Here is a 24017-nt window from a genome sequence, read left to right as displayed (position 1 = left end):
AGCACCCATTGACTCTTGAGCAACTCAAGGGTTTATTCTAAGTATAGTACTTGAAAAAATCTACTTTTTAAAGGAGTAATATGCTTATGGATAATATTTATATTGAGAAGTATCAAAATACCGATTTTAGAGATGTAATTGCGTTATTAGTACAATCTTTTAAAAGCAAGTTTTGCCGACATCAAAAGCTAAGTGATAATGATATAGAAAATATTTTATATGCTTCTTGGCATATAAAATCTGATGATCCTGCGTATCTTCATTTTGTAGCTAAACAAAATAATAAGGTAGTTGGCGTAATTCTAATACGTTGCAGCAAAACAGAGAATACAAATAAAGACATTCCTATTATATCACTATGTAGACGATATGGTATCTACAATGTTATAATGATGTACACCAAAATGGCACTGTTAGAAGATCACAAACTAGAAGAAGGAGAATGCTATATAGAGCATATTGCGGTTAATGGAACGTGTCGCGGAAAAGGAATTGGCATGTTACTTCTTCAGCACGGAGAACAGGCATTATTAGATAGAGGGTATAAATCCTATACACTAGCAGTTGCTGGAGAGAATCCTGCAAAACACCTTTATTGTCGATTTGGTTTTGAGGATATAAAAAAGACAGAAAGTCGCTTAAAGAGATACTTTTTAGGAGAATCTCTATGGACTATAATGCAGAAGGTTTATTGATGATAAGTTTACAATGAAACACACATGAGGCTATGTTTTTCTTTTTTGAAAAGTGCAGCCTCTTTTTTTATTGTCTGATACAACAAAAAAGAATGGAGGAAAACAAAATGGTAAATGAAACAATGCGGGAGTGGGCTATACTCACTATGTTTGCTACTCGATATATCACCCTTTCTTACTACTACTGCAATGAAGAAATGTAAATTTACAAAATTACACAAGAGAAAAAACGCAGTATTAATTACTGCGTGAGTATAAAAAAATTGCTATTTTAGACAGTTTCGGAACTATCTATTTTAAAATATTATTCTCCTCTATTTCAGGGATTTTGAGAGAAATAAATTTCCACAAAGTATTCATGCTCTAAATTTTTGTGCAGTAATGCAAACTTATACTTAACCAATAATGTAGAGCCCTGCAAATGAAAATGCTTGCAAAGGTTACTTAGATATTTCAATAATGCTGCATGATTGCCCCAAAAACTTACTTTACCATGACATCCTGAAACTATATGCTGTGTTGCAACGCGGTTTTTTACTGCAAGCTCAAACTGTTTTTCAAGAGTAGATGGCCCTAACAAAGTCGAAGAAAAGGAAAAACCAGCTTCTTGTTCATTTTCCATAACTATGCCGTCTGCATCTTCCAGATAAAATACCCATTGTTCCATTGCTATCATTTCCTCAAATGATAGGGGAGAGTTTTTATCTTTTAGTATTTCAGATAAGTCCATCCGATAAATAATTGCATTCATTTCCTCAAATACAACATTATCGAAAGTGTAGTCATTCTTAAATTCTGAAATAGCGGAAAGAAACTTTATCATGTTATCAGAATACTCTTCAAGTTGATTTATTATTTGCTTTTTCTCGAGGATACGTTCTTTTTGTTCTTGTATCATTAAAAGATAATCATCAATGTTCTCTGAATTTAATCTTTTCTGCATTTGCTCTAAAGGAATTTCCATATATTTTCCGACCAGTATCATCTCCAAAATATCAAGATGTTCAAACGAATAATAGCGATAATCATTATCCTTATCTACAATAGGCTTTAGTAATCCTTTACGGTCATAGTGGCGTAAGGTATCCACAGATATTCCATATAATTTGCTTACTTGACCTATACGTAATAAATGCTGCATTTGTCATCCTCCATTACATAAAAAATTTAAATGAGCTGTTGACCATTGAGCTACTCAAGGGTTTATTCTTAATATAATACATGGAATTTATGTATTTGTAAATGAAGAGATGAATGGACAATAATTTGTTCAGTTGAGCTGTCATAGCGTGGCTGACAGCTCAAATTACAAAAGTAATCATTGTTGGGTATGGTAGTGCCAGGATCATTCTTAACAGGGTTATGATTGACGGTGACATATTTGTAAATCAGATGACACGAAGCATTGAAGTTATAGGGCTTGAAGATAGGACTAAATTGCAGGAATATATAAATAAAAGTGTTGATTCAGAAGAGTACATTACCAATATACAGAGATATTTGGGCAAATATTACAAAAAAAGCTTCATTATGTAGAAAATGTGCATATTGTTGTATATAATAATGAAGAAAGAGAGCATGTCCGATTAAAGCTAAATGAAGCAAAGGTGAGTTTGGATAAAATAAGTACATTTAAGTGGAGGGGTATTATGATAACACACAATAATCTCGAAGAATATAGAGACCCGATTAATTATGATCTTGAATTTGGTGGTGAAACTGATAAATATAATTTCTATCTTGAACTTGCTAAATTGAACACAGGAGAGGTTTTAGAACTTGCATGTGGAACAGGATTAACTACGATACATTTAGCGAAATGTGGAATAAAGATTTCAGGCGTTGACATTGCACCAGAGATGCTTAAATATGCGAGAATTAAAGCAGAGGGGTTACCTGTGACTTTTATTGAAGGTGATGCTAGAACCTTTGAATCTGAAAAGTGTTTTTCTATGATATATTTAACAGGAAATGCATTTCAAGCATTTTTGAGTGATGAAGATCAAATTTCATTACTTAAAATGGTTTACAAGCATTTAAAACCAAATGGGATATTTGCATTTGAAACACGTAATCCCATGGGAACTGATTTATCAAATCAAGAGGAAACAAATTGGGGGAATTTTATCGATAAGGACGGAATACTAGTTCAGGTATCTGGAACACAATTTTATGATGCAGAAAATCATATAATGCATTGGGTAACTTTTCGTGATTGGGGATTTAAGAAAACTACTTCTCGAATTGCTTGTCGTTTTACTGATAATGATACTCTTAGATCATTATTAAATAACAATGGTTTTAATATTGAAAATCAATACTCAGATTGGAATAAAACTCCCTTTTCACCTTTAGTTCCTAACATTATTAGCGTTTGTAGAAAGTCAGGATAGCCTTTTTACTAAAAGTAGAACAAGTGAAAAAATAAGTATCATAACTATAAGGATTTAAGAAAAAACTACCAAGCTAGCATAACTTGGTAGTTTTTAAAATATATTGAATAGGTGTCTAGTCTGACATATATAAGATTACAAGAATTTAACAAACATTATTCCAATAAGCGTCAATACTAGAGCGGCGATTCTTCTACTATCAATTTTTCTTTTTTGTAAATTAAACATTCCAAACTGATCGATTGTTAATGCCATAATCATTTGTCCCAACAGGAAAACCATAGTAGTTAGAACCGATCCAAGTAGAGGCAATAAGACAATGTTACCTGTTACAATAAATATGCCAAATATACCTGCCATGTATATCCAAATAGGAATACGATTTTTTTGAGTGTCATACAAAGGAAACTCTAAGCGACGTTGAGTAATCAATATCAAAATAATCAAGATAATTGTGCCAACAAAGAAAGAAATAAAAGTAGCTCCTAAAAGAGAGCCCGTTGCAACGCGAAGTTTTCCATTAATAGCGGTTTGCAATGGTGGTAAAAATCCAGCTAAAACACCTAAAATTATCCAAATAATTTTACTATCCTTTTTCTCTTTTTCTGATGTCATAGTTAAATCTCTTTTCTTTTTAGGTTGAACCAATGAAATAGCTAAAATCATAATAATAGTCCCGATTGTTCTAGTAATACTAATAGGATTAGCTGGTACACCAAACCACCCAAAGTGATCGATTAGAATTCCTAGAATCATTTGCCCAGTTACAGTTACTATTGTTGTAACTGAAGCACCAAGTTTTGAAAAAAGAATGATATTAACCACATTAAAGCCAACACCAGCTATTGCTCCACCGATAAAAACGTACAATGGATATGAAAAATCAATCCCAACACTGATTCCTACAGGATCTACTATTAAATTTATAATGAGTAGTATCACCGTTCCTAAAGAAAATGCAATAAGTGAAGCTGTTAAAGGTGTTTTTGAATAAGAGCTTAAACGAGCACCTATAGATGCTTGAATAGGAAAAAACATTCCGATAATTACCCCCATAATTAAGTAAAGTATGATTTGCATAAATTTACCCCCTTTTATTTTTTACTTGTAATGATAGGATTAAAATTTTTTTAAAATAACAATGAAGAATCAGTTTTTTAATTTCACCTATCAAAGTAGAGACAGATGAATAGACTTTTTCTATAATACTGTTTTATATTTAGAATTGATGGAAGATATTTAGCCTAATTAAATTTGAGATTTATCCATATCAATTTAAAACCATGATTCAAAGATTTAAAAGACTCTTTATATCTGTAATTCATTTAAAAATAAGAGTGGATTATAAATCCACAGGTATTTTCTTAACAAGATCTGATATTCTTTGATTCTTTAACTCTTCCTCCATTTTTTCCTCTGCCGAAAGCATTATTTTCTTTATAACACATTCTGAAGGAGAATCTAAACAGCAATCAAATAAAGATGATTTACCTTCAATAGCATGTATGATGTCCAAGAATGAAATATCTTCCCAATTTTGACTAAGGGAATAACCTCCGTTGACACCTGAAGAAGAATTAACCATTCCCTCCTTAGCTAACTTAGTCAATATTTTGGACAAGTACGTTGGAGAAACTTTTTGTTTTTCTGCTAAATCCTGTACACTAACAAGTTTATTTGGTGTGTCCATTGCAAGAAAAAGCATAGTGTGAAGGGCATAATTTGTAGCCTTTGAATATTTCATAATGTGTGAATCACCTCCAATAAAAGACTTAATATATCTATAATAACTTTAAATCTATCGCCTTGTCAAATGGTTTTTTTATTATTTATTTATGATATACTGAGTTAAATTAAAGAGATAATAATATAAAATGAAAGTTATATTTTAGAAGTATTGAAAGTTATAGTTTATTAATAAAATTTAGAGGAAGTGAATCAGTTGATAAATAAAGCTCTTAATAATGCATTGAATTTGTATGACGAAATTGATTGGATTATTATTGTTAATAAGGAAGGTATCATAGAATACAGCACTTTGTATGATACTAAACAGAAGGAATTTAAAAACGAAAATAGAACAGGAATGCATATACCTCTAAAAGATATCATTACCAATGATCCGATTATGCTTGAAATTAAAGAAAAGATTTTAAGGGTAGGCAAAACTGATTCATCTGTTCTTATTTCAGGAGAAACTGGAACGGGGAAAGAGCTTGTTGCACAATCAATTCATTTTCATAGCCAAAGAAATCAGATGCCATTTGTCCCTTTAAATAAGTAGTGTCTACAGAGGATCACAATTGAATAATCTAGTGGGTAAAACTGCTTCATTAATACTCGTCCTCTTTAAACTTGGAAGGCAATTTTAAATAAGACAATAAAAACCACGACAATTTGTAATTGTCGTGGTTTAACTGCATTTTTAAAACGGTAAATAGACAACATTTAGAACTTCAAGTAGTTTTCTCCTTGATTTGATTTAACCTCGAAATTCGATATGTTCGTCATCTGGACCTTTAAAGACAACTCTTTTCCAACCCTTTTCTTGAGGGGTTCTGGGACTGGGAATATGCGGCTCAGTAACAACAGGTATACCCGCTTTTATGAGTCTATCGTAATCTGCATCGAAGTCATCACTAATAAGGCAAAAGTGGTATCCCGAATTCACTTTTTTCTTTGTCCAATTCTCAAGTTCTAATACAGTCTCACCTAGTTGAAGATAGACAACTTTTTCAATCTCAGGTACACCAGGAACATCGTGTTCAAAATATTTTTTAAACCCAAAGTTTTTCTCATAAAAGTCAATAGACTTTTTTCTATCTTTTACAGAAATTGCAATATGATCAATGTGTGTAAACATTTATTAATACCTCCTAGTTCATTATTTAGTGTTTATAAACTCTGTATTCAGTTTTCTTTTGGTAATGTCATTTTAATCTGCAATACCACCCAATTGGAGGAAGTCGTATTTTGGAATCCATGTTTTTCATCATGAGGGGAAAAAATTATGTCTTTTTCTTTTACAAGCATTGGTTCGTTGTTTATAGTAATGGTGCCTTCACCAGAAATTACATAAAAAACTTCGTCGATATCCGAATGTTTATGATCAGGTGTTGTTTGTCCAGGGGCGTAAAGCAAAAGGCCTATATCTAGCTGACCTTCTTTAAATATTTCTTTACGGGCACTTTTGCCAACTGCAAAGTCTAAAATATTTTCAATATTAATTTTTTGCATAACAAATTCTCCTTTTTTATATAGTTTTGTTGTATTTATATTTTTAGTCAATCCTCTGTAATTTTTATAATCCCTTTTCTAATTATTGGGGAACAAAGGTTGAGATAGGAATAGCTAAACAAAGAGCAAGTATCCACTCTTTTATCCAATGAATAAATTACAAGCGCTTGAATTTACAAATGAATTACTATAAAATTATCATAGTATGGTTACTTTCTTTTTACAAGAAGGCACTTTTAAGTTCAATACTAACCAAACAGTAAGTATTGAATAAAGATGAGTTGGAGGGAGCATAATGCCATGTGATAAATCATGTCCTATTGAGCATACTGTAAATTTAATAGGGCATAAATGGAAAGTCTTAATAATAAGAAATCTGCTTAATAACGGAATCCAAAGATTCTCTGAACTAAGTAAAGGAATTAGTGGAATAAGCCAGAAGATGCTAACGCAGCAGCTTAAACAGTTGGAGTCAGACGGAATAGTTGATAGAAAGGTCTATCCGGAAGTACCACCGAGGGTAGAATACTCACTGACGGAACTCGGACACTCATTGAAACCAATCTTAGATTCTATGAACACATGGGGTGTTGCACACATTAAACAAATCAGAACTAAACAATAAAAATCAATTTTAGTAACTTTTGAAAATTTAACTCTCTAAAGAGCTATTATATTTTTAAACATACCTATTTAGAAAGATATCCTACAACATACTGCGGATATCTTTATCTGCATCAAATCATACTAATTATTATGTATTTCCAAAATCCTAAGGTCTATTCTTTGGTTTTCTAATTCGCGTTTAGAAGGTTTTTTCTTTAATATTGCTTGATATTCATCTTATTATTATGAAATTAGAAAGACAGAGGCATTGAGATGAAAAATCTTGATGCCTTCGTTTTAATATAAATCCAAAATACAATTTAATAAATCTGCCATTCAGAACATGGGGGAGATTATCCACACACATATGATTAAAATACGACATAAATAGGTCTGAATTTAAAGAGGAAATCATATGGGACTTTGGAAATGTAATTATGGAACTATGGTTGAAATGATATTTAATGAACAGGGTGATTTTGTGAAGCCGGATGTGATGATATGAGGGTCATGCTTGCTTTATTCAAGCGAATAGTCATAGCGAATGAACCCTTTGTGATGCGCAATCTTGTCATAGAGAACACGAGCGCTGGCATTGTCTTGGTGAGTTTGCCAATAGAGTTTAGAAGCATTATGTTCGCGTGCAGCTTGAGCTACTTGCTCAATGAGTGCGCGAGCTACCCCACGCCCACGGGCAACATCATCGACAAAGAGGTCTTGTAGGTAACAGACTTTTTCCATCCAGATAGTACGATGAAACAGGTAGTGAGTGATACCAATCAAGTTTCCTTGAAGATATGCGCCAAAACCGAAGATTTCATCGGAGTTCAGCAAGTGGTTCCAAACCTCATCGTATTCGGAGTCGGAGAGTTCAGTATCGTAAAAGGTTTTGTAACTTCGAGCCAAAATGTTCCAACGGTTACGGTCCACTGCTCTTAGCGGCGCTATGTCAATTATAGTTTGTTGATTCGATATTTTCGTCATCTAATAATCATCCTCCCAATTATATTAATTGCATTTAACTAGTTAATTGTAGTGTGCAATATAGGATTTTCACGGCTCCAGAGATATTTGAATTAAACATCACGCATGTTTAATTTTACCATATATTTGAAACAAATAATAGAAATCTTCACTAAAAACTATTAGACATGTTTCAAATATTAGGGGTAACAAGGAGTAAGAAAGAATGGTGAAAAGTGTTCTTTGGAAGTATGATAAAGAATTTGGGATTGCATACTTTTGCCCAAGTTGCAAAATATTTCTTTGTGACGTGGGAAGTTGCAGGAAATGCAGTCAAAAGTTAGATTGGGATAATAAAGATGAGTATAAAGGAAAAGTTAAGTGAAGTTAATTCACATTATGAATATAAAGGTGACGAAACTTTTGAAACAAAAAGTACTAATGATGTTCTTTGCTACGAAAATAAAATAAATAGCAGCCATACCTTGACAATTTAATATTCTTAACAATTCAAAAATCCTCATAGCAAACTATTGTGATACATCGCTTGCCCATTTTCATTGGCGGCTGTTAAGCAAATCATAAATGGTTGAAAGCGAATAATACCATGTTTAAAAATAGAAGAATTTATATTCTTATACAAAAGATATAAGTAACAATGATTACCTTTATATAATATCCTAGTAATAATGAAAATTAAGTTATTTAGAAGGTGAATGAGTATGGCAACGAGACCACAAATTTTACGTGCAGGAGATACAATTGGAATAGTTACTTTAGGGAGTCCATTATCTGCGAATTCCATTAATAGAGGTATACAGACTCTTGAGAATATGGGCTTTAATGTAGTTTTAGGAGAATACGTATATTCTTATAATGGATATATTGCAGCCACAGAAGAACAGAGGGCCTCTGATTTGATGGAAATGTTTAAAAACCCTGAGGTGAAGGCTATTATACCCTCAAGGGGTGGAGTAGGTGTTGCAGGTATTATACCATATCTCGATTACTCTGTTATCGCACAGAATCCCAAAATTGTCACAGGGTATAGTGATATAACAATTTTATTAAATGTTTTGTATATGTGGGCTAACTTAATTACTTTTCATAGTCTTCTTTTAATAGACTTTAGACCGACTACTCCTGCATACAACTTCGATCAGTTTTTCACTGCTACGTCTACACTTACATCACCAAGGGAACTTGAAAATCCTCCTGGAATGCCTCTAATAAGCAGAGTCCCTGGAAATGTAACGGGAGCTATAGTAGGAGGTAACCTTACATCTTTTGTAGATAACCTTGGCACCCCATTTGAGATTGATACTAGAGGAAAGATAATATTAATCGAAGAAGTTCATGAGCCTATTAATACAGTTTACAGGTATATAAACCATCTAATATTAGCAGGTAAATTTAAGGAGTGTGCAGGGATCATTATGGGTGAATGTACGAATTGTACCATTGCATATGATAAGTCATATGAAGATTTAATTAATGAAGTTATGATACCATTGAATAAACCCCTTATGACAAATTTAGCATCAGGACATGGCACATACAAGATGGCTATACCTATAGGTGCTCAAACTAACCTTAACACTTATAACAATACATTGACAGTACTTGAGCCAACAGTGAGTATATAAAATTTTTCATATCAAATTCTGATGGGCATCACTATATGTACATCAATGCCGACAATTCTGATTTAGCGTCACAACTGAAAAAATAAAGGAAGAATTCACAGCAGTATAGAGTATATAACCCCTCAGCAGTGTGAAGATAGAGTTAAAAAAGTTTCTTAACGACCTTCGGAAAATTGTGTCTAAAATATTGACATAGATCCATCTTTTTTGAAATGTAACTGTAAAAATTTTGAATAAAAATTTATGCGATGATATTATTGACAACTTCCACATACAAGAAATTAAATAAAAGTTATTAGGTAAGTCATGATAAAAACAGCATTAGTTTAGTAAAAACTAATGCTGTTTCTTTGTGACTTATGATGAATAATGGATTGCTAAAATAATATTCATATTTTAAAATTTGGCTTTGTTTCAAATGATTGTTGATTTTAGAACTATATATTATTGCGAAGCAAACCATTTGCAGGAAGATTAGATTTACTTAGGCCATATGAAAGTAAAAAGCGTTAAGAAATACAACCTGTTCGAGAGAATCGAGTTGTTGTATTTTAGCTTTTTACTTGAATAAGGCCTTAGTAAATCAATCTTTCGAAACGGTTTGTGAGTAATAATATATAGTTCATTATCAACACTATATTAAAACAAAGCCAAATTTCAAACAAGGAATTGACATGAGATATATTAATATTCCTTCATATCAGTAATAGTTACAGATTTTCCATTTATATTTACAATGATATCATAAATTCCATAAGGAGGCTCATAAGATTGAAGAGGAAATGTACGGACATTTAATTTAATTTGAATGCTATCATCTGGTAATTTTGTTATTGAAGTAATAATTATATCATCTAATTTAAACATTTCATGTGAGATGTCTCGTTCTTCGAAAGCTTTAATTATATAAGGAACAAGTAAAGAAACAATAACATTTTTTTCGAGAGTCTTACTAGTTGACTCTGGTTGAATAATAGATGTACATATATCAAAATTAGTAATAGCATATGATGGAACAGAAGATAAAAAATATAAAATTAATGTAAGTGTTAAAATTAACGCACTAGATTTTCTAAACATAACATCACCTCAACCTTAGGTTTTACCGTATAAGAGAAAATATACAGACAGATAGAACTAAAGCCATAATTATAATTTCAATGGCTATACTTTTCTTATTAGTTGGATGTGGCAATTCTAAAGGAAAGGATGTTACAATAGATTCTATAAAGTAATCAGTGGTTAGTCTTGATAGAGAAGGAATAGGATAGTAGGTTTGCAATGTAAAGTAAAATAAAAGAGGGAGGAAATTTTAATATGAATATAAATGTTTTATATGAAATTCCAAGTGCACAGGAATATAATAATTTACGGATAGTTTCGGGATTGAGTTCAAAGGATGAAGTGGCATCGGAAATAGGATTGAAAAATTCTATTTTTATGGTTACTTTAAGGGAGTCCGATAAACTAGTTGGCATGGGGAGAATTATAGGGGATAAAGGATGCTTTTATCATATAGTAGATATCGCTGTGGCCCCCTCATATCAGGGAAATGGATTAGGTAATTTAATTATGTCGGAAATAACTAAATATTTAGAGAATTATGTACCAAAAAGTTCTTATGTAAGTTTAATTGCTGATGTTCCAGCAGATAGGTTATATAAAAAATTTGGGTTCGAGTATTCGGCGCCAAAGTCTGTTGGCATGGCAAAAAGATATTTGTAATATATAGATTGTAATAATGAAACTACATTACAAATTAATTGATATGAGCTTCATATTATCCCTGCAAATGGTATTCGCAGTAATAATATGAAGCTCAATTTCAACAATTTATTAAATATACTTATAATATGAATTAGTTTTATTTTGTATCAATAATACACCTCTTATTCAAATGGGAATTGATATTGTGTCAAACCTAATTCATCCCGTATTTTTATAATTTCTTTTTGTACTGCTTCATTAATCGGTACTCCGCTGTCTTTACGCTGCTGCCATACCAGATATTCTTTTTCACCAGCTGTATAGATATGGTCTTCACCAGGGGCTTTGGTTGAGCTGCGAAGTTCACGCAGAATATCACCGCAGGTCTTTTTAAAGGCCTCAAGGCCCATAAAAGCTTCCGTATCAATTGCCATGAAGAAGTGTCCAAGGTGGAATGGAACTTTTTCACCGTTTTCTCCGATGCCGGTTAATGCCCGTAGGAAGTTGCCTTGCTGTAAGGCTGCAGAGAGAATTTCAACTACGGTAGCATAACCATATCCTTTGTAACCCGCCAGTTCTTCTCCAATTCCGCCAAGAGGAGCAAGTGCCGCACGTCCTGTATTTAAATCGGATAAAATCTGGTCTGAGTCGGTTTTTGCCTGTCCGTCGCGTCCAATAACCATGCCAGCAGGTGTAGGATTACCGAGACGGGAATAATATTCAATACGGCCCCGTTGTGTTATTGAGGTAGCACAATCCAGTACAAATGGAAATTCTTCATCGGTGGGCATGCCAAAAGTAAGAGGATTTGTACCCAGCATATTTTCCACACCGAAGGTTGGTGCAATGGAAGGCCTAGCATTTGTGCCGGTAATCCCAATACATCCTGCGTTGGAAGCCATTGTGGCATAATAACCCGCAATGCCGTAATGAGTAGAGTTACGTGCCACGACCATACCCATTCCGTATTTTTTAGCTTTTTCAATTGCCATATTCATTGCTTTTACGCCAATTACCTGCCCCATACCGTCGTGACCGTCAACAACTGCAGTTGTGGGGGTTTCTTTTATGATTTCAAAATTCGTAACTGGATTCTGGATGCCTGCTTTAATACGGTCTAAATAGATTGGCTTAAATCGATTTACTCCATGGGATTCAATTCCCCGTTTGTCAGACTCAAGCAATACATCTGCACAGATTTTCGCGTCTTCTTCAGGAATTCCATATCCTTTGAAGGCATCTACCACAAAATTTGTAATAGTTTTCCAATCAACAATGTTAGATTTAGTTTTCATACCATTTCCTCCTATAAAGTTTAAAGTTAAATAGAAAAAAAAGCGACACCAAATAATGGCAGTCGCTTTTCTCCATATCACAGAGCTCCTGTTTATAAACATATAGTATACTTAAAATTACTGAAAGTCAATAAAATTTTAAAGACTTTAATTATATTATATAAATATAATATATGTTACAAAACAATGTCTGTTTATCAAATCCTTGCCGCTGAATTTTTAGTTTCGTCCATTAAATTTTTTCTTACCAGTATCTGATTGAAAAAGAGTATGGGAAGTAATTGTAAATGGTGTTTATATCCATGAAAAATATGCGTTATAGTGAAATTAACTGCTATTAAAAATAAAGAATAGAAATAAATAATAAAGATAGAGAAGAAATAGATTTTCTTGATTCACTCTTAATTGACTTTTTCGACATATAATAGTATAATGATAAAAAAATTGAAATTTGAGGTGAAAAAATGATTAATTTTTCTTGCTAATTTTTAGAGTACATTTAATACAAAGATAAACAGGTGCGTTCTGTTTGTTTTGTTGTACTTATGCAAGAAAATTATTCTTTTTTCTCTTAATATATACACTTGTGTTATGCTATAATGATTAGCTTAACTACGTATATCTATGAGCTGTAAGAATAATTAATTCTTGCAGCTCTTACTTTTTTATAAATAATTCGAATAAGGAGGATAAATAATATTATGATAAATAAAGACACTTTGCTAACACATGATAATCTCCATATAGAGCCGGATACTGCAGGCGACACTTATATGGAGAAATAACAAGGTCGCCTATTGTTCCGACTTTGTTATTTATACTATTAAATACAGAGGAGGACAAAAATATGTCTTTAATAAATGTTACAAACCTAACCTTTGCTTATGAAGGTAGCTATGATAATATTTTTGAAAATATTAGTTTTCAAATTGATACCGATTGGAAATTAGGCTTTACTGGAAGAAATGGAAGAGGAAAGACTACTTTTCTAAATCTTTTACTTGGGAAATACGAATATAGTGGAAACATTTCAGCTGATGTGACTTTTGAATATTTTCCTTATGAGGTGCAGGAGCAAGGCAATTTCACCATAGATGTCATAAGGGAGATTAGTCCAAATTCAATGGATTGGGAAATAGTAAAAGAATTATCTTTGTTAGATATGGACTACGATGCTTTATATAGACAGTTTTATACACTATCTAAAGGAGAGCAGACCAAAGCACTGTTGGCCGCTATGTTTTTGAAGGAGAACTCCTTCTTACTTATTGATGAACCTACCAACCATTTGGATGCTGAAGCTAGGCAAAAACTAAGTAATTACTTGAAAAAAAAGAAAGGATTTATTCTGATTTCACATGATAGGTATTTTTTGGATAATTGTGTTGACCATATCCTGTCCATTAATAAAACTAATATTGAAATACAAAAAGGAAATTTTTCTTCATGGTGGAAAAACAAAGAATTACAGGATGGTTTTGAGTTAGCAGAAAACGAAAAATTGAAAAAGGATATTAACAGACTTTCCAGCTCGGCAAAACGTACATCTACGTGGTCAGATAGTGTTGAAAGCAGTAAGTATGGAACTACTAATTCTGGGAGCAAATTAGATAAAGGATATGTTGGACATAAAGCTGCAAAGATGATGAAGCGTGCTAAAAATATAGAAGCTAGACAACAAAACATGATTGAGGAAAAATCAAAGCTTCTTAAAAATATTGAATCTAATGAAAGTTTAAAAATAGCATCGCTTACTTTCCATGATAAAAAGCTTATAGAACTTACAAATGTTGCAATTGAATATGATGATAGAATTGTCTGTAAAGGAGTAAACTTCACTATAGAGCAAGGTGAAAGAATTGCTATTCAAGGAAAGAATGGCAGCGGAAAATCAAGTATATTGAAATTAATTTATGGAGAAGACATTCCCCATAGTGGAGTTGTAAGAAAGAATAATAAGTTAATCATTTCGTATGTCTCACAAGATACTTCAGATTTATATGGTAACTTATCTGAATATGCAGATAAACACTGTATTGATGAGAGTTTATTTAAATCGATACTTAGAAAACTTGATTTTTCAAGAGAACAGTTTGAAAAGGATATGGAGGATTTTAGTGGAGGACAGAAGAAAAAGGTATTGATTGCTAAAAGTTTGTGTGAACGGGCACATTTGTATATTTGGGATGAACCGTTGAATTTTATTGATGTCATTTCTCGTATGCAGATTGAGAAATTGTTAATTGAACATGAACCTACAATTTTGTTTGTTGAGCATGATAGTGCATTTTGTGAAAATGTTGCAACAAAAATAATAAAATTGTAAAGGTAGAAATGGCAATTAATATGTTTAATGGGAATATAAAAGTAACACACAATAGGCTCCATGCAGAGCCAGATGTTTTGGGCGACGCTTGCATGGAGTAGTATAAGTCGCTAATTATACTGGCTTTGCTTCTTAACTATTAATAGTGAGGAGGAAGCCTACATGAAACAGACAAAAACTAAATATGGAAAAATAAAACAAATAGTATCAAATTTAAAATTACCTGATTATAGATACGAACAGCTTACAAAAGCTATTTTTCATCAAAGAATAGATAGTTTTGATGATATGCATATACTACCAAAAGCGTTAAGGATAGCTTTAGTAAATGAGTTCGGAAATAATGTATCTAGTGTAATACCTGTTTTTTCACAAGATTCTAAACAAGCTCAAAAATTGTTATTCGAATTGGCTGATGGAGAAAGAATAGAAGCTATTGGACTAAAGTATAAACAGGGGTGGGAATCGTTTTGTATTTCTTCCCAATGTGGTTGTGGTTTTGGATGTCGTTTTTGTGCAACGGGAAGTGCTGGATTTAAACGCAATCTTACTGCTGATGAGATAACTGACCAATTACTTTATTTCTATTTTAATGACCATAGATTGAATAGTATTTCATTTATGGGAATGGGTGAGGCTTTTGCAAATCCGGAGTTATTTGATGCAGTAAAAATTTTAACTGATCAAAATTTATTTGGGTTAAGTCAACGAAGAATTACTATTTCAACAATTGGCATTATACCAGGAATTCAAAGATTGACCAAAGAATTTCCACAAGTGAATCTGGCTTTTTCACTTCATTCACCATTTGAAAGCCAACGAAGCGATTTAATGCCTATAAATAAAAGATTTCCATTGAATGAGGTAATGAAGACATTAGATGAACATATCATTCATACGGGACGACGAGTGTTTATTGCTTATATTATGCTTGAAGGAATTAATGATTCGAAAGAACATGCAGAGGCAGTTGTAGGTTTATTGAAAAATCGTGGTTCATGGGAGCATTTATATCACATTGATTTGATACCTTATAATTCTACGGACAAAACAACTTTTAAATTTCAATCTTCAAGTGCTATCAAGCAATTTTGCAGTACATTAAAGAAAGCTGGTATTAGTGTAACTGTTAGAACACAATTTGGTTCTGAAATTAGTGCTGCTTGCGGACAGTTGTGTTATGAATAAGTTAGTGAAAAAAGCTCAAAAAGGTAATGATAAAGCTTTTTTGAAGCTTTTTCAAACATTGGAGATGACGGAGATAATTTCTGTAACATGCAGATAAATTAGAATTTAGAGAGGTATAAGTGATGGAATATATTATGGATTTTTTGATATTGGGAGTAATTTATTTTGCTTTCTTTTTTAAGCGATGGAGAACAAAAAGCAAAGACAAATTCTTGGTTTTCAACTTACTATATCTGTATATCTGTTTGGTATTATTTGTGACACTAATGCCATTCAGACTTCCTATACCTGGTATTATGGGTACAAACAATTTGTTTTTACAAACAATCAATTGGATTCCGTTTCGTGATTTAGTTAAAAACTACGGAAATGCTTTGCGTGAGATTGTTCTCAATGTCATTATGATGATGCCTTTTGGTTTTCTTCTCCCTCTTTTTAAAAAAAGAAATGTTTTTTGTATCGCTGCATGGGCATTTGCATTCAGTTTGTCCATTGAAACCATGCAATTGCTCTATATTTGGGCAGGCGGTGGTGAAGGCAGGGCATTTGATGTTACAGATTTAATTACAAATACCTTTGGCGGAATCATTGGCTATGCGCTATATCTGGCATTTAGACCTATATCGCAAAAGGTATTAGCGCAACTGAAATCATAAAGGGAAAAGTACAGAACAGGAGGTGGCTTTTTTGAACAACTATATTGGGTTTTTAATCCGTCAATCCCGACTAAAGCAAAATATTTCTCAGGATGGACTCTGCAAAGGTATTTGCGCCCCATCATATCTTTGTAAAATCGAGCAGGGGCAAGCAGATGCAAGTGCAGATATTATTGACCACCTGTTTGCCGCTCTTGGTATTTCATATTATCGGGACGAAACATTTTTAGTTGAAGCAAAAGAACATTTTGACAATTTTTTCTCCCTGCTGGATGCGGATGAAGCTTTCGATATGGAGAGCGAGTATTTTTCTCGATATGGGCAGCAATTGGAAAACAGCGAATTGCATTTGTATTACCATCTTTATTTGCTGTTTTTCAACATTCATACAAGCAATAAGGAAAGTGCTGGAGCAGAGCAAGTTTATCTGCAACAGTTTATTAAGTATATGGATGAAAACCAAAAGGCCAGATACTATCTGGGCACTGCTCAAAATATTGGTTATACAGAAGAAGCAGTACAATTACTTCTGGAAGCCGCTCGACATGGAGACAACAGTGTAATATACTACCAAATGGCTACTGTATTTTACCATATCGGTCAGTATAGCGAGAGTATCGAAAAAGCTGAAAAAGCCTATCGGTTAGCTTCGGATGAAGGAAATCCTTCGGTTTTAATTGGCGCAAGTTTTCTTCTTGGCTCTTGCTATTGCAATCATCGTGACATAGCCGTTTCTAAGAAATATTATGAGCGGGCGATTGCTTTAACCAGAGGATATAAAATCCAAGTAAAAAGCTACGCTTATTATAATTTAGGAACGGCTTATCTCAGCTGCCAGTATTATGAAGAAGCACTTTACTACTTGTTCAACGCAGGAGATTTGGAAGATGAGCCGTATCACAATGTTATGCTATATCAGAAGTTGTCCATTCTTTACACGCAAACAGGAAATGTCGAAAAGGCTGCTGAACAGTTGGGATTGGCAAAGGAATGCCTGGCTGTTTCCCAAGTGGAGACAAAAGAATATTCGTTGTATGAACAGATGATCTGTTTTGCAGAATTTTTACAGAATAAAGATTATCTTGACTCTGTCAAGTATGAAGCTGTATTAAAAGAACTCTACGAACAGGTTGATAAGCCATTTGGATTTGGTTTCAGGCGGTTTTATGGAGCTTTCTTGGTGCAGCTATATAAACACCAACGAAAATACAAAGAGGCACTGCGAGTTAAAGAAGAAATGGATATTTCCTAAAAGGGAAGAAAAAATCAAATTAAGTGAGGGTGTATAAGTGAATATTTCTCATATACACCCTCTTTTTTTAAGTCTAAAATAGATGTTATAATAATATAGTAGGTAAGGAAAGAAGTGTTGATTATACAAAAAAGCATTTTATGGACTAAAAATTTTACTTACCTGCTAAAGGATATGTGCCCACGAGTGAATGGTTTGTTTAGTGTCATCATCTCGATTGGGATGCTGGTGGTGCAGCTTGTGGTTGGAGCCTTGGGTGAAAATTTCCCTTATCGGTATGTAACTTTTGGTTTTGCTGCATTCACTTTTTTTATTGTCAAAAACCGTAGTTCTGTACAGAGCATTTACAACAGAAAGCTACGGTAAAAATAAGCTGAAATAAAAATCAGGAGGATATCATTGATGAAAAAAGAAGGACATACATGGACGAAAGATGGTTATGTTTTGCGTTTGGCACAGGCGGCAGATGCCGAGGAATACTATAGGCAAAATTTTAACCCCTTGGACGGGGAAGTGGCACGGCTCACTGGCTACAAAACAGAGTTTGTGCATGATGAAGTGGTAAACTTCTTTCTGAAATGCGTGGAAACAGATGACAGATATGATTTCTTGATTATCGCGCCAGATGGCCGCATCATTGGCGAGAGCGTAATCAATGAGATTGATTGGGAGGCCCGAAGCGCGAATTACCGCATCGGCATTTTCCATTCTAATGAGCGCGGGAGAGGTATTGGCTCCTGGACAGTGAAAATGACCAGGGATTTTGCCTTTGAAAAGCTGAAGCTACATCGGTTGGAGCTGGATGTATTTTCGTTCAATACCCGTGCGGAAAAGGCTTATCTTGCTGCTGGCTTCAAGCGGGAGGGTGTACTGCGTGACGCTGTATGGGATGGAAAAGAATATGCTGATGAGATTTTGATGGCAATTCTTGAGGATGAATGGAGAGAAATTAAGTAGTTTTGTAAGTGACAAATTCCAGCTTGTTGGTGAGATTATGAGCATACCCTTTAGATAAAACCTTAATATGAAATTAAGAGGCTAAGTTCTAGGGCGAGTTCGATGGCCGATGGACTTAGCCTCTTTTTTATACTCAAGAAAGGACAGCTGAACCATAAAAAAACTTACTACTTTGCGCTCTTTCAGTCCCGTTGCTCCACATAGCTACAGAAGAAACAATCGGTAATAATGGCTGTATATAAAAAATGATGATACATTTTACAACTCTATAATATTACAATGATAATATTATATTAAAAAAAGGAGGTGAATCATTATGGCAGCAATTTTGATTGTTGAGGATGAAATATCAATCAACGAGTTAGTGAAAAGGAATTTGCGACTTGTTGGACATCACTGCACTTCTGTCTTTGATGGGAAAACTGCTATTTCTGAAATAGAAGGTCATACATATGATCTAATAATTTTAGATATCATGCTGCCTGAATTTGATGGGTTTGAAGTTTTTCAAAAGATACAAGAAACTCCTACAATCTTCTTAACAGCACGGAATAGTTTATCGGATCGCATAAAGGGTTTCACCATGGGTGCTGACGATTACTTGACAAAGCCCTTTGAAATGCTGGAGTTATTGGCCCGCGTAGAAGCAGTGTTGCGACGAACACAAAAAAATAAAAGTTGTTTTGAAGCCGGAGCTGTGAGGATTGATTTTGACAGCCATCAAGTATTTTATATGGGACAACTTGTGGAATGTACCCCGAAAGAATATGAATTATTAGTGGTGTTGGTAAACAACCGTAATATCGCATTATCCAGAGAAAGACTTCTAGAGCTTGTGTGGGGTTATGATTATGAGGGGGATACTCGAACGATTGATGTTCATATACAAAAACTACGAAAAAAATTAGGCTGGGAGAATGCCATAAAAACCGTCTACAAGCTGGGTTACCGTTTGGAGGTAAGCATATGAAATACCGAACTTTTTTAGCAACTCTTATGCTTTTTCTGCTATCCTTCAATCTTGGGATATTAATGATTTCTGTCACTACATTCAAAGATACTGTTAATCGGGCAAAGGAAAAAAGCCTTGGAGAACATTATTTTATAACATCTGCACTTATAAAGGATTTTAATGCGGTGAAAAGCCGCGGAATTGATGTTGAAGGTTCTATAAACTCCCTACTCCAGCCATACAGTTATCTGTCCGAAGATAAAAAGGTTAAATTGGCACTTTATAAGAGCAATCAGCTTGTATATTCTAATCGGATGGAAATAGTATTGCAGAGCAATTTTTTGGAGCCGCCGGAGGACGGAAGTCGTCTGATTTCTATGCAAAAATCAGATGAACTTACCTATGTAATTGTTTCAGGAAAGCTTCCTGCGCCTTATGATTATTATACAATGGTTTATCTTTATGATACCACAGATGCCATCACCTCATGGAAACAAATGAAAAACATGCTGTTTTTCGTGGGATTTATTCTTTCCAGTTTGTTTGCCTTAGGTCTTCTTTTATTGCTTAATCGAATATTCAAGCCCCTATCGCAGATTTCTCAAACCTCACGGAATATCGCCACTGGTGCATATGAGACCAGGCTGCGGGTATCTGGGGATGATGAGCTTTCTGAAATGGCACAAAGCTTCAATCACATGGCGGAGGAAATCCAGCGTCAAATTACGGAGCTTATCACCGCCGCAGAAAAAAAACAGCAGTTTATTGATAATTTTGCCCATGAGCTTCGTACTCCTCTAACTGCGATCTACGGATATGCGGAATATATGCAAAAGGCTACCATGACTGAGGATGACAGACTATCCGCTATAAATTATATTATGTCAGAAAGTCGGCGTTTGCAGACAATGGCCTATCAATTACTTGAACTGGCAAACCTTAAAAACGATCGGATAGCCTGGGAAGCGCAAAACGTATCTGGACTTTTTCAATCTGTCAAACAGACCTTGTATAATAAGATTACCGAAAAAGAAATTCAAATAGAATTTCTTTGTGAAATGGATGTTATTTGGGGAGATGCCTGTTTACTGGAAAGTCTGTTTCTCAATTTGATTGACAATGCAATAAAGGCCTGCGATATGGGGGGACATATCATAGTCCGTGCTGCTATAGAATCCGGAAAGAAAACTGTTTGTATCCAGGATAACGGAAAAGGTATGACCTCCGAAGTACTCCTGCGTATTACAGAGCCATTTTATCGTGCAGAGAAATCACGAAACCGCAGGGACGGTGGCGCCGGATTAGGACTTGCCATATGTAAACAGATTGTATTGAGTCACGGCGCGGAGCTAAAGTTCATAAGTCATCCCGGTGAAGGAACCACAGTAAGAATAATTTTTACAACTTCAAAACAACTTGGTGATGATTCTATAATCCAACCCTCTTATACTGTTTATTGTGATCACGAAAAACTATGAAGGAGAGATTCAGATGAAAAGAAACACATTGGAAAGGAAAAATTTAAAAAAAACCATATTGGCAGCCACAGTGGTTGTTGGGGCAAGCACATTACTGTTCCAGGGATCCGCACAGGCAGTGACGGCGATGGAATTCAAAAAAACAAACATTATACCTACAAGTTATGCGAATTATACAACCAATTCATCCCAAATAGCACAAAACATCTTACCGAAAGACTACAAAAAAGCAAATTATAAGGTGGGAGCAATTGACCTTGAATACTACCGCAATCAAGCACCAACCAGCAAGGACATGGCAAAAGAAGATGCAGCGGAAATTGGGGCACAGGCCCTTTGGGAAGTATTTGGCCTGAGTTTAGAGGGGCAGGTAATTGAAATGGGCTACCAGCAGCCAACCGAGAGTCTTCCTCGTTCTAGCTGGTACGCTGATGTGATAATCAATGGAAAGCACAGCTATTCTTTCACTATGGATTCGGTAACAGGAGAGTTATTTAACATAGACCGTGTAAGAACGCTGGATAAAAAAGTTTCAGTAGCTTTTGATGCGGCTCTCGATAAAAATCCGCAGGAATATGTTGAGCTGGCAAAGAAACTGTCGGAGAAATATAACATTGTTCACAGTGCAGTCAAGTCAGTTGAATACAACGGCCAAGGCTACAGCAATAATGACCCGACGATTTCACTTGATATTACAGGGGAAAATGGGGAAATTGCTTTGATGACTTTCTCTCGATATGATAAGGAACTGATCGGTATCGGTTATAATGGGTCATATAAGCCCGCAATGGAAGCTCATGAAAAGATCCTAAAGCAGGTTCAGGAAAAGTAATATGGAGATGTGTAACTAGAATTAAGAAAGAGAGAGTATGTTGTGCGAATTCATCGTAGTTATATTTGGTGAGATACAGGAATGCAACAAGGCGTTTAATGCCTAAAGTATTGCTGCGAGAAGGCACCGGAATATTATATGGGGGACAATGTATCTGTCCCCTTGCATGAGAAATGGTATTGTGGAGATAGCAAAAATAATGTTATAGTCAAATCGGAGTGATTATTAAGCTAGATACTTTATATTTGTTAGATCTAATTATAATCAAATAAAGAGTAAAATAAGAATGATAATTTAGCATCTTATTTTACTCTTTATTTTTTATTTTTGTTAAAAAGTTAAGCCAAATTAAGGTCATGGTCGTCCAATAAGTGTAAACATAAAGACAAAGGAAGGTGATTAATATGGATAAGTTAGTGAAAAAAGCTCAAAAGGGTAATGATAAAGCTTTTTTGAAGCTTTTTCAAACATATGAAGAAGAACTATATCGAATTGCTTTTTTATATGTAAAAAATGAAGAAGATGCATTAGATATAATTCAAGAAACGGCATATCGTTCATTTAAAAATTTGAGTTCTTTAAAGAATACAGAGTATTTCAAAACTTGGTTAACAAAGATTACAATCAATTGTGCTATTGACTATGTAAGAAAAAATAAAAAAATAGTCCAATTAAAACCAGAGTATGAAGAATTTATGGAGTCTTATGATGAAGATATTCCTCTTAAATTAACAGTAAGTGAACTTATAGATACATTAAATGAAGATGAAAAAAGTGTAGTTATCCTAAAATTTTATTATGAGTATACCTTTAAAGAAATATCAGAGATATTAGAAATCCCGTTAGGAACTGGAAAATCTATTTTATATCGAGCATTAGGTAAGCTTCGAAAAAAGGCTAAGGAGGTTGATTTTTATGAAAAAGATAATTAAACAAGGGTTAGAGAATATTGAGATTCCAAAAGAGTTACATGAAATAAGTAAGATAGGAATACAAAAGGCGAGTTTAGAAATCAAAGGGAGAAATAAAATGAATAAGTATATAAAAAAAGTAGCAGGGGTAGCAGCTGCAGTTGTACTATTCATTGGTCTGATTGCAGTGAATAATCCTACTTTAGCAAATTCTATCAAAGGATTTTTCAAAGATATTACTAATTGGAATGGTGCTATAACAGGGACTGAGTACGAACAAGCTACAGAAGAAATTGACATTAAAATATCTAATCCAATTGTAGAATTAAATAAGGTATATTTACCAATAGAAGTTACTTTTGAAAATATAAACGAAGTTCCATTTAATTATATTGAAGCTTTAACTATAGGTGAATTTAGAATAATTGATAGTTCAGAGAGTGAAATCAGTCATGGAGAAATTCAGATTGAATCAGTTTCAAAAGAAGAATACGACTTCGAAATTAATAATGAGGATAAATTATTAACGGAAATAAAAAATCAAGACTCAAGTAAAAGAAAGTTTAATGCAAACCTAGTTATTAATAAAGAACAATTAAATTCAGATGACAAGCATACATTAATAATAGAATCTTTTTATGGACATAAAAAAGCTGATGCACCTATAGAAATTAAAGGAAATTGGGAACTTGATTTTGCAGTAGAATAAAAAGTGGATTAACAGAATTCCATAATTAATTTAAGCTATCTCTTGTAGGTTAGGAAAACTATAAGGGATAGCTTTTTATTTTTAAATTTCCTGTATTCCACTTTGTATAATGATTCCCTATGGATTTTATTCATTCCTATGGAAACCAGGGCCAGACAAAATTTATATCTTTTCTAAAAGTAGGTATTGACGTGATCAATTTCAAGTTGTATCA

At 33.7% G+C, this 24017-nt stretch carries 25 protein-coding genes; 17 read left to right on the top strand and 8 right to left on the bottom strand.

The window, feature by feature from the left end; genetic code table 11:
- The first annotated feature begins 86 nt into the window (after positions 1-86).
- Positions 87-695, top strand: coding sequence for a GNAT family N-acetyltransferase (locus ACI48Q_RS12615; protein WP_474919436.1), 609 nt, complete (start codon positions 87-89; stop codon positions 693-695).
- 319 nt (positions 696-1014) lie between these two features.
- On the opposite strand, the gene ACI48Q_RS12610 is transcribed toward ACI48Q_RS12615, so the two are convergent.
- Complete coding sequence (locus tag ACI48Q_RS12610; protein ID WP_474919435.1) at positions 1015-1836, bottom strand: MerR family DNA-binding transcriptional regulator; 822 nt, start codon at positions 1834-1836, stop codon at positions 1015-1017.
- A gap of 508 nt (positions 1837-2344) precedes the next feature.
- Here ACI48Q_RS12610 and ACI48Q_RS12605 point away from each other — a divergent pair.
- The gene (locus ACI48Q_RS12605; protein WP_474919434.1) at positions 2345-3088 is read left to right on the top strand and encodes a class I SAM-dependent methyltransferase; all 744 of its coding nucleotides are present in this window, start codon (positions 2345-2347) and stop codon (positions 3086-3088) included.
- A gap of 135 nt (positions 3089-3223) precedes the next feature.
- Here ACI48Q_RS12605 and ACI48Q_RS12600 read toward each other — a convergent pair whose 3' ends face one another.
- Positions 3224-4168, bottom strand: coding sequence for a DMT family transporter (locus ACI48Q_RS12600; protein ID WP_474919433.1), 945 nt, complete (start codon positions 4166-4168; stop codon positions 3224-3226).
- A gap of 262 nt (positions 4169-4430) precedes the next feature.
- The gene (locus tag ACI48Q_RS12595; RefSeq protein WP_474919432.1) at positions 4431-4832 is read right to left on the bottom strand and encodes an Rrf2 family transcriptional regulator; all 402 of its coding nucleotides are present in this window, start codon (positions 4830-4832) and stop codon (positions 4431-4433) included.
- Between the two features lie 198 nt (positions 4833-5030).
- On the opposite strand from ACI48Q_RS12595, the gene ACI48Q_RS12590 reads away from it, so the two are divergent.
- Complete coding sequence (locus ACI48Q_RS12590; protein WP_474919431.1) at positions 5031-5372, top strand: sigma 54-interacting transcriptional regulator; 342 nt, start codon at positions 5031-5033, stop codon at positions 5370-5372.
- Between the two features lie 198 nt (positions 5373-5570).
- Here the strand turns inward: ACI48Q_RS12590 and ACI48Q_RS12585 are convergent, their stop codons facing one another.
- Entirely contained in the window at positions 5571-5951 is a 381-nt protein-coding gene (locus ACI48Q_RS12585; protein WP_474919430.1) for a VOC family protein, read from the bottom strand.
- Positions 5952-5998: 47 nt separating this feature from the next.
- Positions 5999-6325: a cupin domain-containing protein gene (locus ACI48Q_RS12580; protein WP_474919429.1), complete on the bottom strand. Its 327-nt coding sequence runs from the start codon at positions 6323-6325 to the stop codon at positions 5999-6001.
- Between the two features lie 295 nt (positions 6326-6620).
- Between ACI48Q_RS12580 and ACI48Q_RS12575 the strand changes: the two genes are divergently transcribed.
- Positions 6621-6950, top strand: coding sequence for a winged helix-turn-helix transcriptional regulator (locus ACI48Q_RS12575; protein WP_474919428.1), 330 nt, complete (start codon positions 6621-6623; stop codon positions 6948-6950).
- A 500-nt stretch (positions 6951-7450) separates the two neighbouring features.
- Here ACI48Q_RS12575 and ACI48Q_RS12570 read toward each other — a convergent pair whose 3' ends face one another.
- Positions 7451-7915, bottom strand: coding sequence for a GNAT family N-acetyltransferase (locus ACI48Q_RS12570; protein WP_474919427.1), 465 nt, complete (start codon positions 7913-7915; stop codon positions 7451-7453).
- A 205-nt stretch (positions 7916-8120) separates the two neighbouring features.
- Between ACI48Q_RS12570 and ACI48Q_RS12565 the strand changes: the two genes are divergently transcribed.
- Together ACI48Q_RS12565 and ACI48Q_RS12560 are read left to right on the top strand one after the other, a co-directional pair.
- Positions 8121-8279, top strand: coding sequence for a hypothetical protein (locus ACI48Q_RS12565; RefSeq protein WP_474919426.1), 159 nt, complete (start codon positions 8121-8123; stop codon positions 8277-8279).
- 337 nt (positions 8280-8616) lie between these two features.
- Entirely contained in the window at positions 8617-9540 is a 924-nt protein-coding gene (locus ACI48Q_RS12560) for a S66 peptidase family protein (protein ID WP_474919425.1), read from the top strand.
- Positions 9541-10224: 684 nt separating this feature from the next.
- On the opposite strand, the gene ACI48Q_RS12555 is transcribed toward ACI48Q_RS12560, so the two are convergent.
- Entirely contained in the window at positions 10225-10620 is a 396-nt protein-coding gene (locus ACI48Q_RS12555; RefSeq protein ID WP_474919424.1) for a DUF3888 domain-containing protein, read from the bottom strand.
- Between the two features lie 237 nt (positions 10621-10857).
- Here ACI48Q_RS12555 and ACI48Q_RS12550 point away from each other — a divergent pair, with 237 nt between their 5' ends.
- The gene (locus ACI48Q_RS12550) at positions 10858-11265 is read left to right on the top strand and encodes a GNAT family N-acetyltransferase (protein ID WP_474919423.1); all 408 of its coding nucleotides are present in this window, start codon (positions 10858-10860) and stop codon (positions 11263-11265) included.
- Positions 11266-11429: 164 nt separating this feature from the next.
- On the opposite strand, the gene ACI48Q_RS12545 is transcribed toward ACI48Q_RS12550, so the two are convergent.
- Positions 11430-12542, bottom strand: coding sequence for an Ldh family oxidoreductase (locus tag ACI48Q_RS12545; RefSeq protein ID WP_474919422.1), 1113 nt, complete (start codon positions 12540-12542; stop codon positions 11430-11432).
- An 847-nt stretch (positions 12543-13389) separates the two neighbouring features.
- Here ACI48Q_RS12545 and ACI48Q_RS12540 point away from each other — a divergent pair.
- From ACI48Q_RS12540 to ACI48Q_RS12495, 10 genes are all read left to right on the top strand, one after another.
- Positions 13390-14868, top strand: a complete 1479-nt coding sequence (locus ACI48Q_RS12540; protein ID WP_474919421.1) for an Lsa family ABC-F type ribosomal protection protein — start codon at positions 13390-13392, stop codon at positions 14866-14868.
- Positions 14869-15030: 162 nt separating this feature from the next.
- Complete coding sequence (locus ACI48Q_RS12535) at positions 15031-16056, top strand: Cfr family 23S rRNA (adenine(2503)-C(8))-methyltransferase (RefSeq protein WP_474919420.1); 1026 nt, start codon at positions 15031-15033, stop codon at positions 16054-16056.
- 122 nt (positions 16057-16178) lie between these two features.
- Complete coding sequence (locus ACI48Q_RS12530) at positions 16179-16712, top strand: VanZ family protein (RefSeq protein ID WP_474919419.1); 534 nt, start codon at positions 16179-16181, stop codon at positions 16710-16712.
- A 31-nt stretch (positions 16713-16743) separates the two neighbouring features.
- Positions 16744-17964 (top strand): helix-turn-helix domain-containing protein, encoded by a 1221-nt coding sequence (locus tag ACI48Q_RS12525; RefSeq protein WP_474919418.1) that lies wholly within the window; start codon positions 16744-16746, stop codon positions 17962-17964.
- Positions 17965-18366: 402 nt separating this feature from the next.
- Positions 18367-18921 carry a GNAT family N-acetyltransferase gene (locus tag ACI48Q_RS12520; protein WP_474919417.1) on the top strand — a complete coding sequence of 185 codons (555 nt, stop codon included), beginning with the start codon at positions 18367-18369 and terminating at the stop codon, positions 18919-18921.
- 316 nt (positions 18922-19237) lie between these two features.
- Positions 19238-19891, top strand: a complete 654-nt coding sequence (locus ACI48Q_RS12515) for a response regulator transcription factor (RefSeq protein ID WP_474919416.1) — start codon at positions 19238-19240, stop codon at positions 19889-19891.
- Positions 19888-21351 (top strand): HAMP domain-containing sensor histidine kinase, encoded by a 1464-nt coding sequence (locus tag ACI48Q_RS12510; protein ID WP_474919415.1) that lies wholly within the window; start codon positions 19888-19890, stop codon positions 21349-21351. The genes ACI48Q_RS12515 and ACI48Q_RS12510 overlap by 4 nt, the downstream gene beginning before the upstream one ends.
- Before the next feature lie 13 nt (positions 21352-21364).
- Positions 21365-22183 (top strand): hypothetical protein, encoded by an 819-nt coding sequence (locus ACI48Q_RS12505; protein WP_474919414.1) that lies wholly within the window; start codon positions 21365-21367, stop codon positions 22181-22183.
- Between the two features lie 404 nt (positions 22184-22587).
- A complete protein-coding gene (locus ACI48Q_RS12500; protein ID WP_474919413.1) occupies positions 22588-23115 on the top strand; it encodes a sigma-70 family RNA polymerase sigma factor in 528 nt (175 codons plus the stop codon).
- Complete coding sequence (locus ACI48Q_RS12495) at positions 23099-23803, top strand: hypothetical protein (protein WP_474919412.1); 705 nt, start codon at positions 23099-23101, stop codon at positions 23801-23803. The genes ACI48Q_RS12500 and ACI48Q_RS12495 overlap by 17 nt, the downstream gene beginning before the upstream one ends.
- Positions 23804-24017 lie beyond the last annotated feature (214 nt).

The sequence above is a fragment of the Clostridium sp. LXY-7 genome (genome assembly GCF_056172015.1).
Note: the sequence above shows the minus strand (reverse complement) of the source record. Positions and strands in the feature narration are given on the sequence as shown.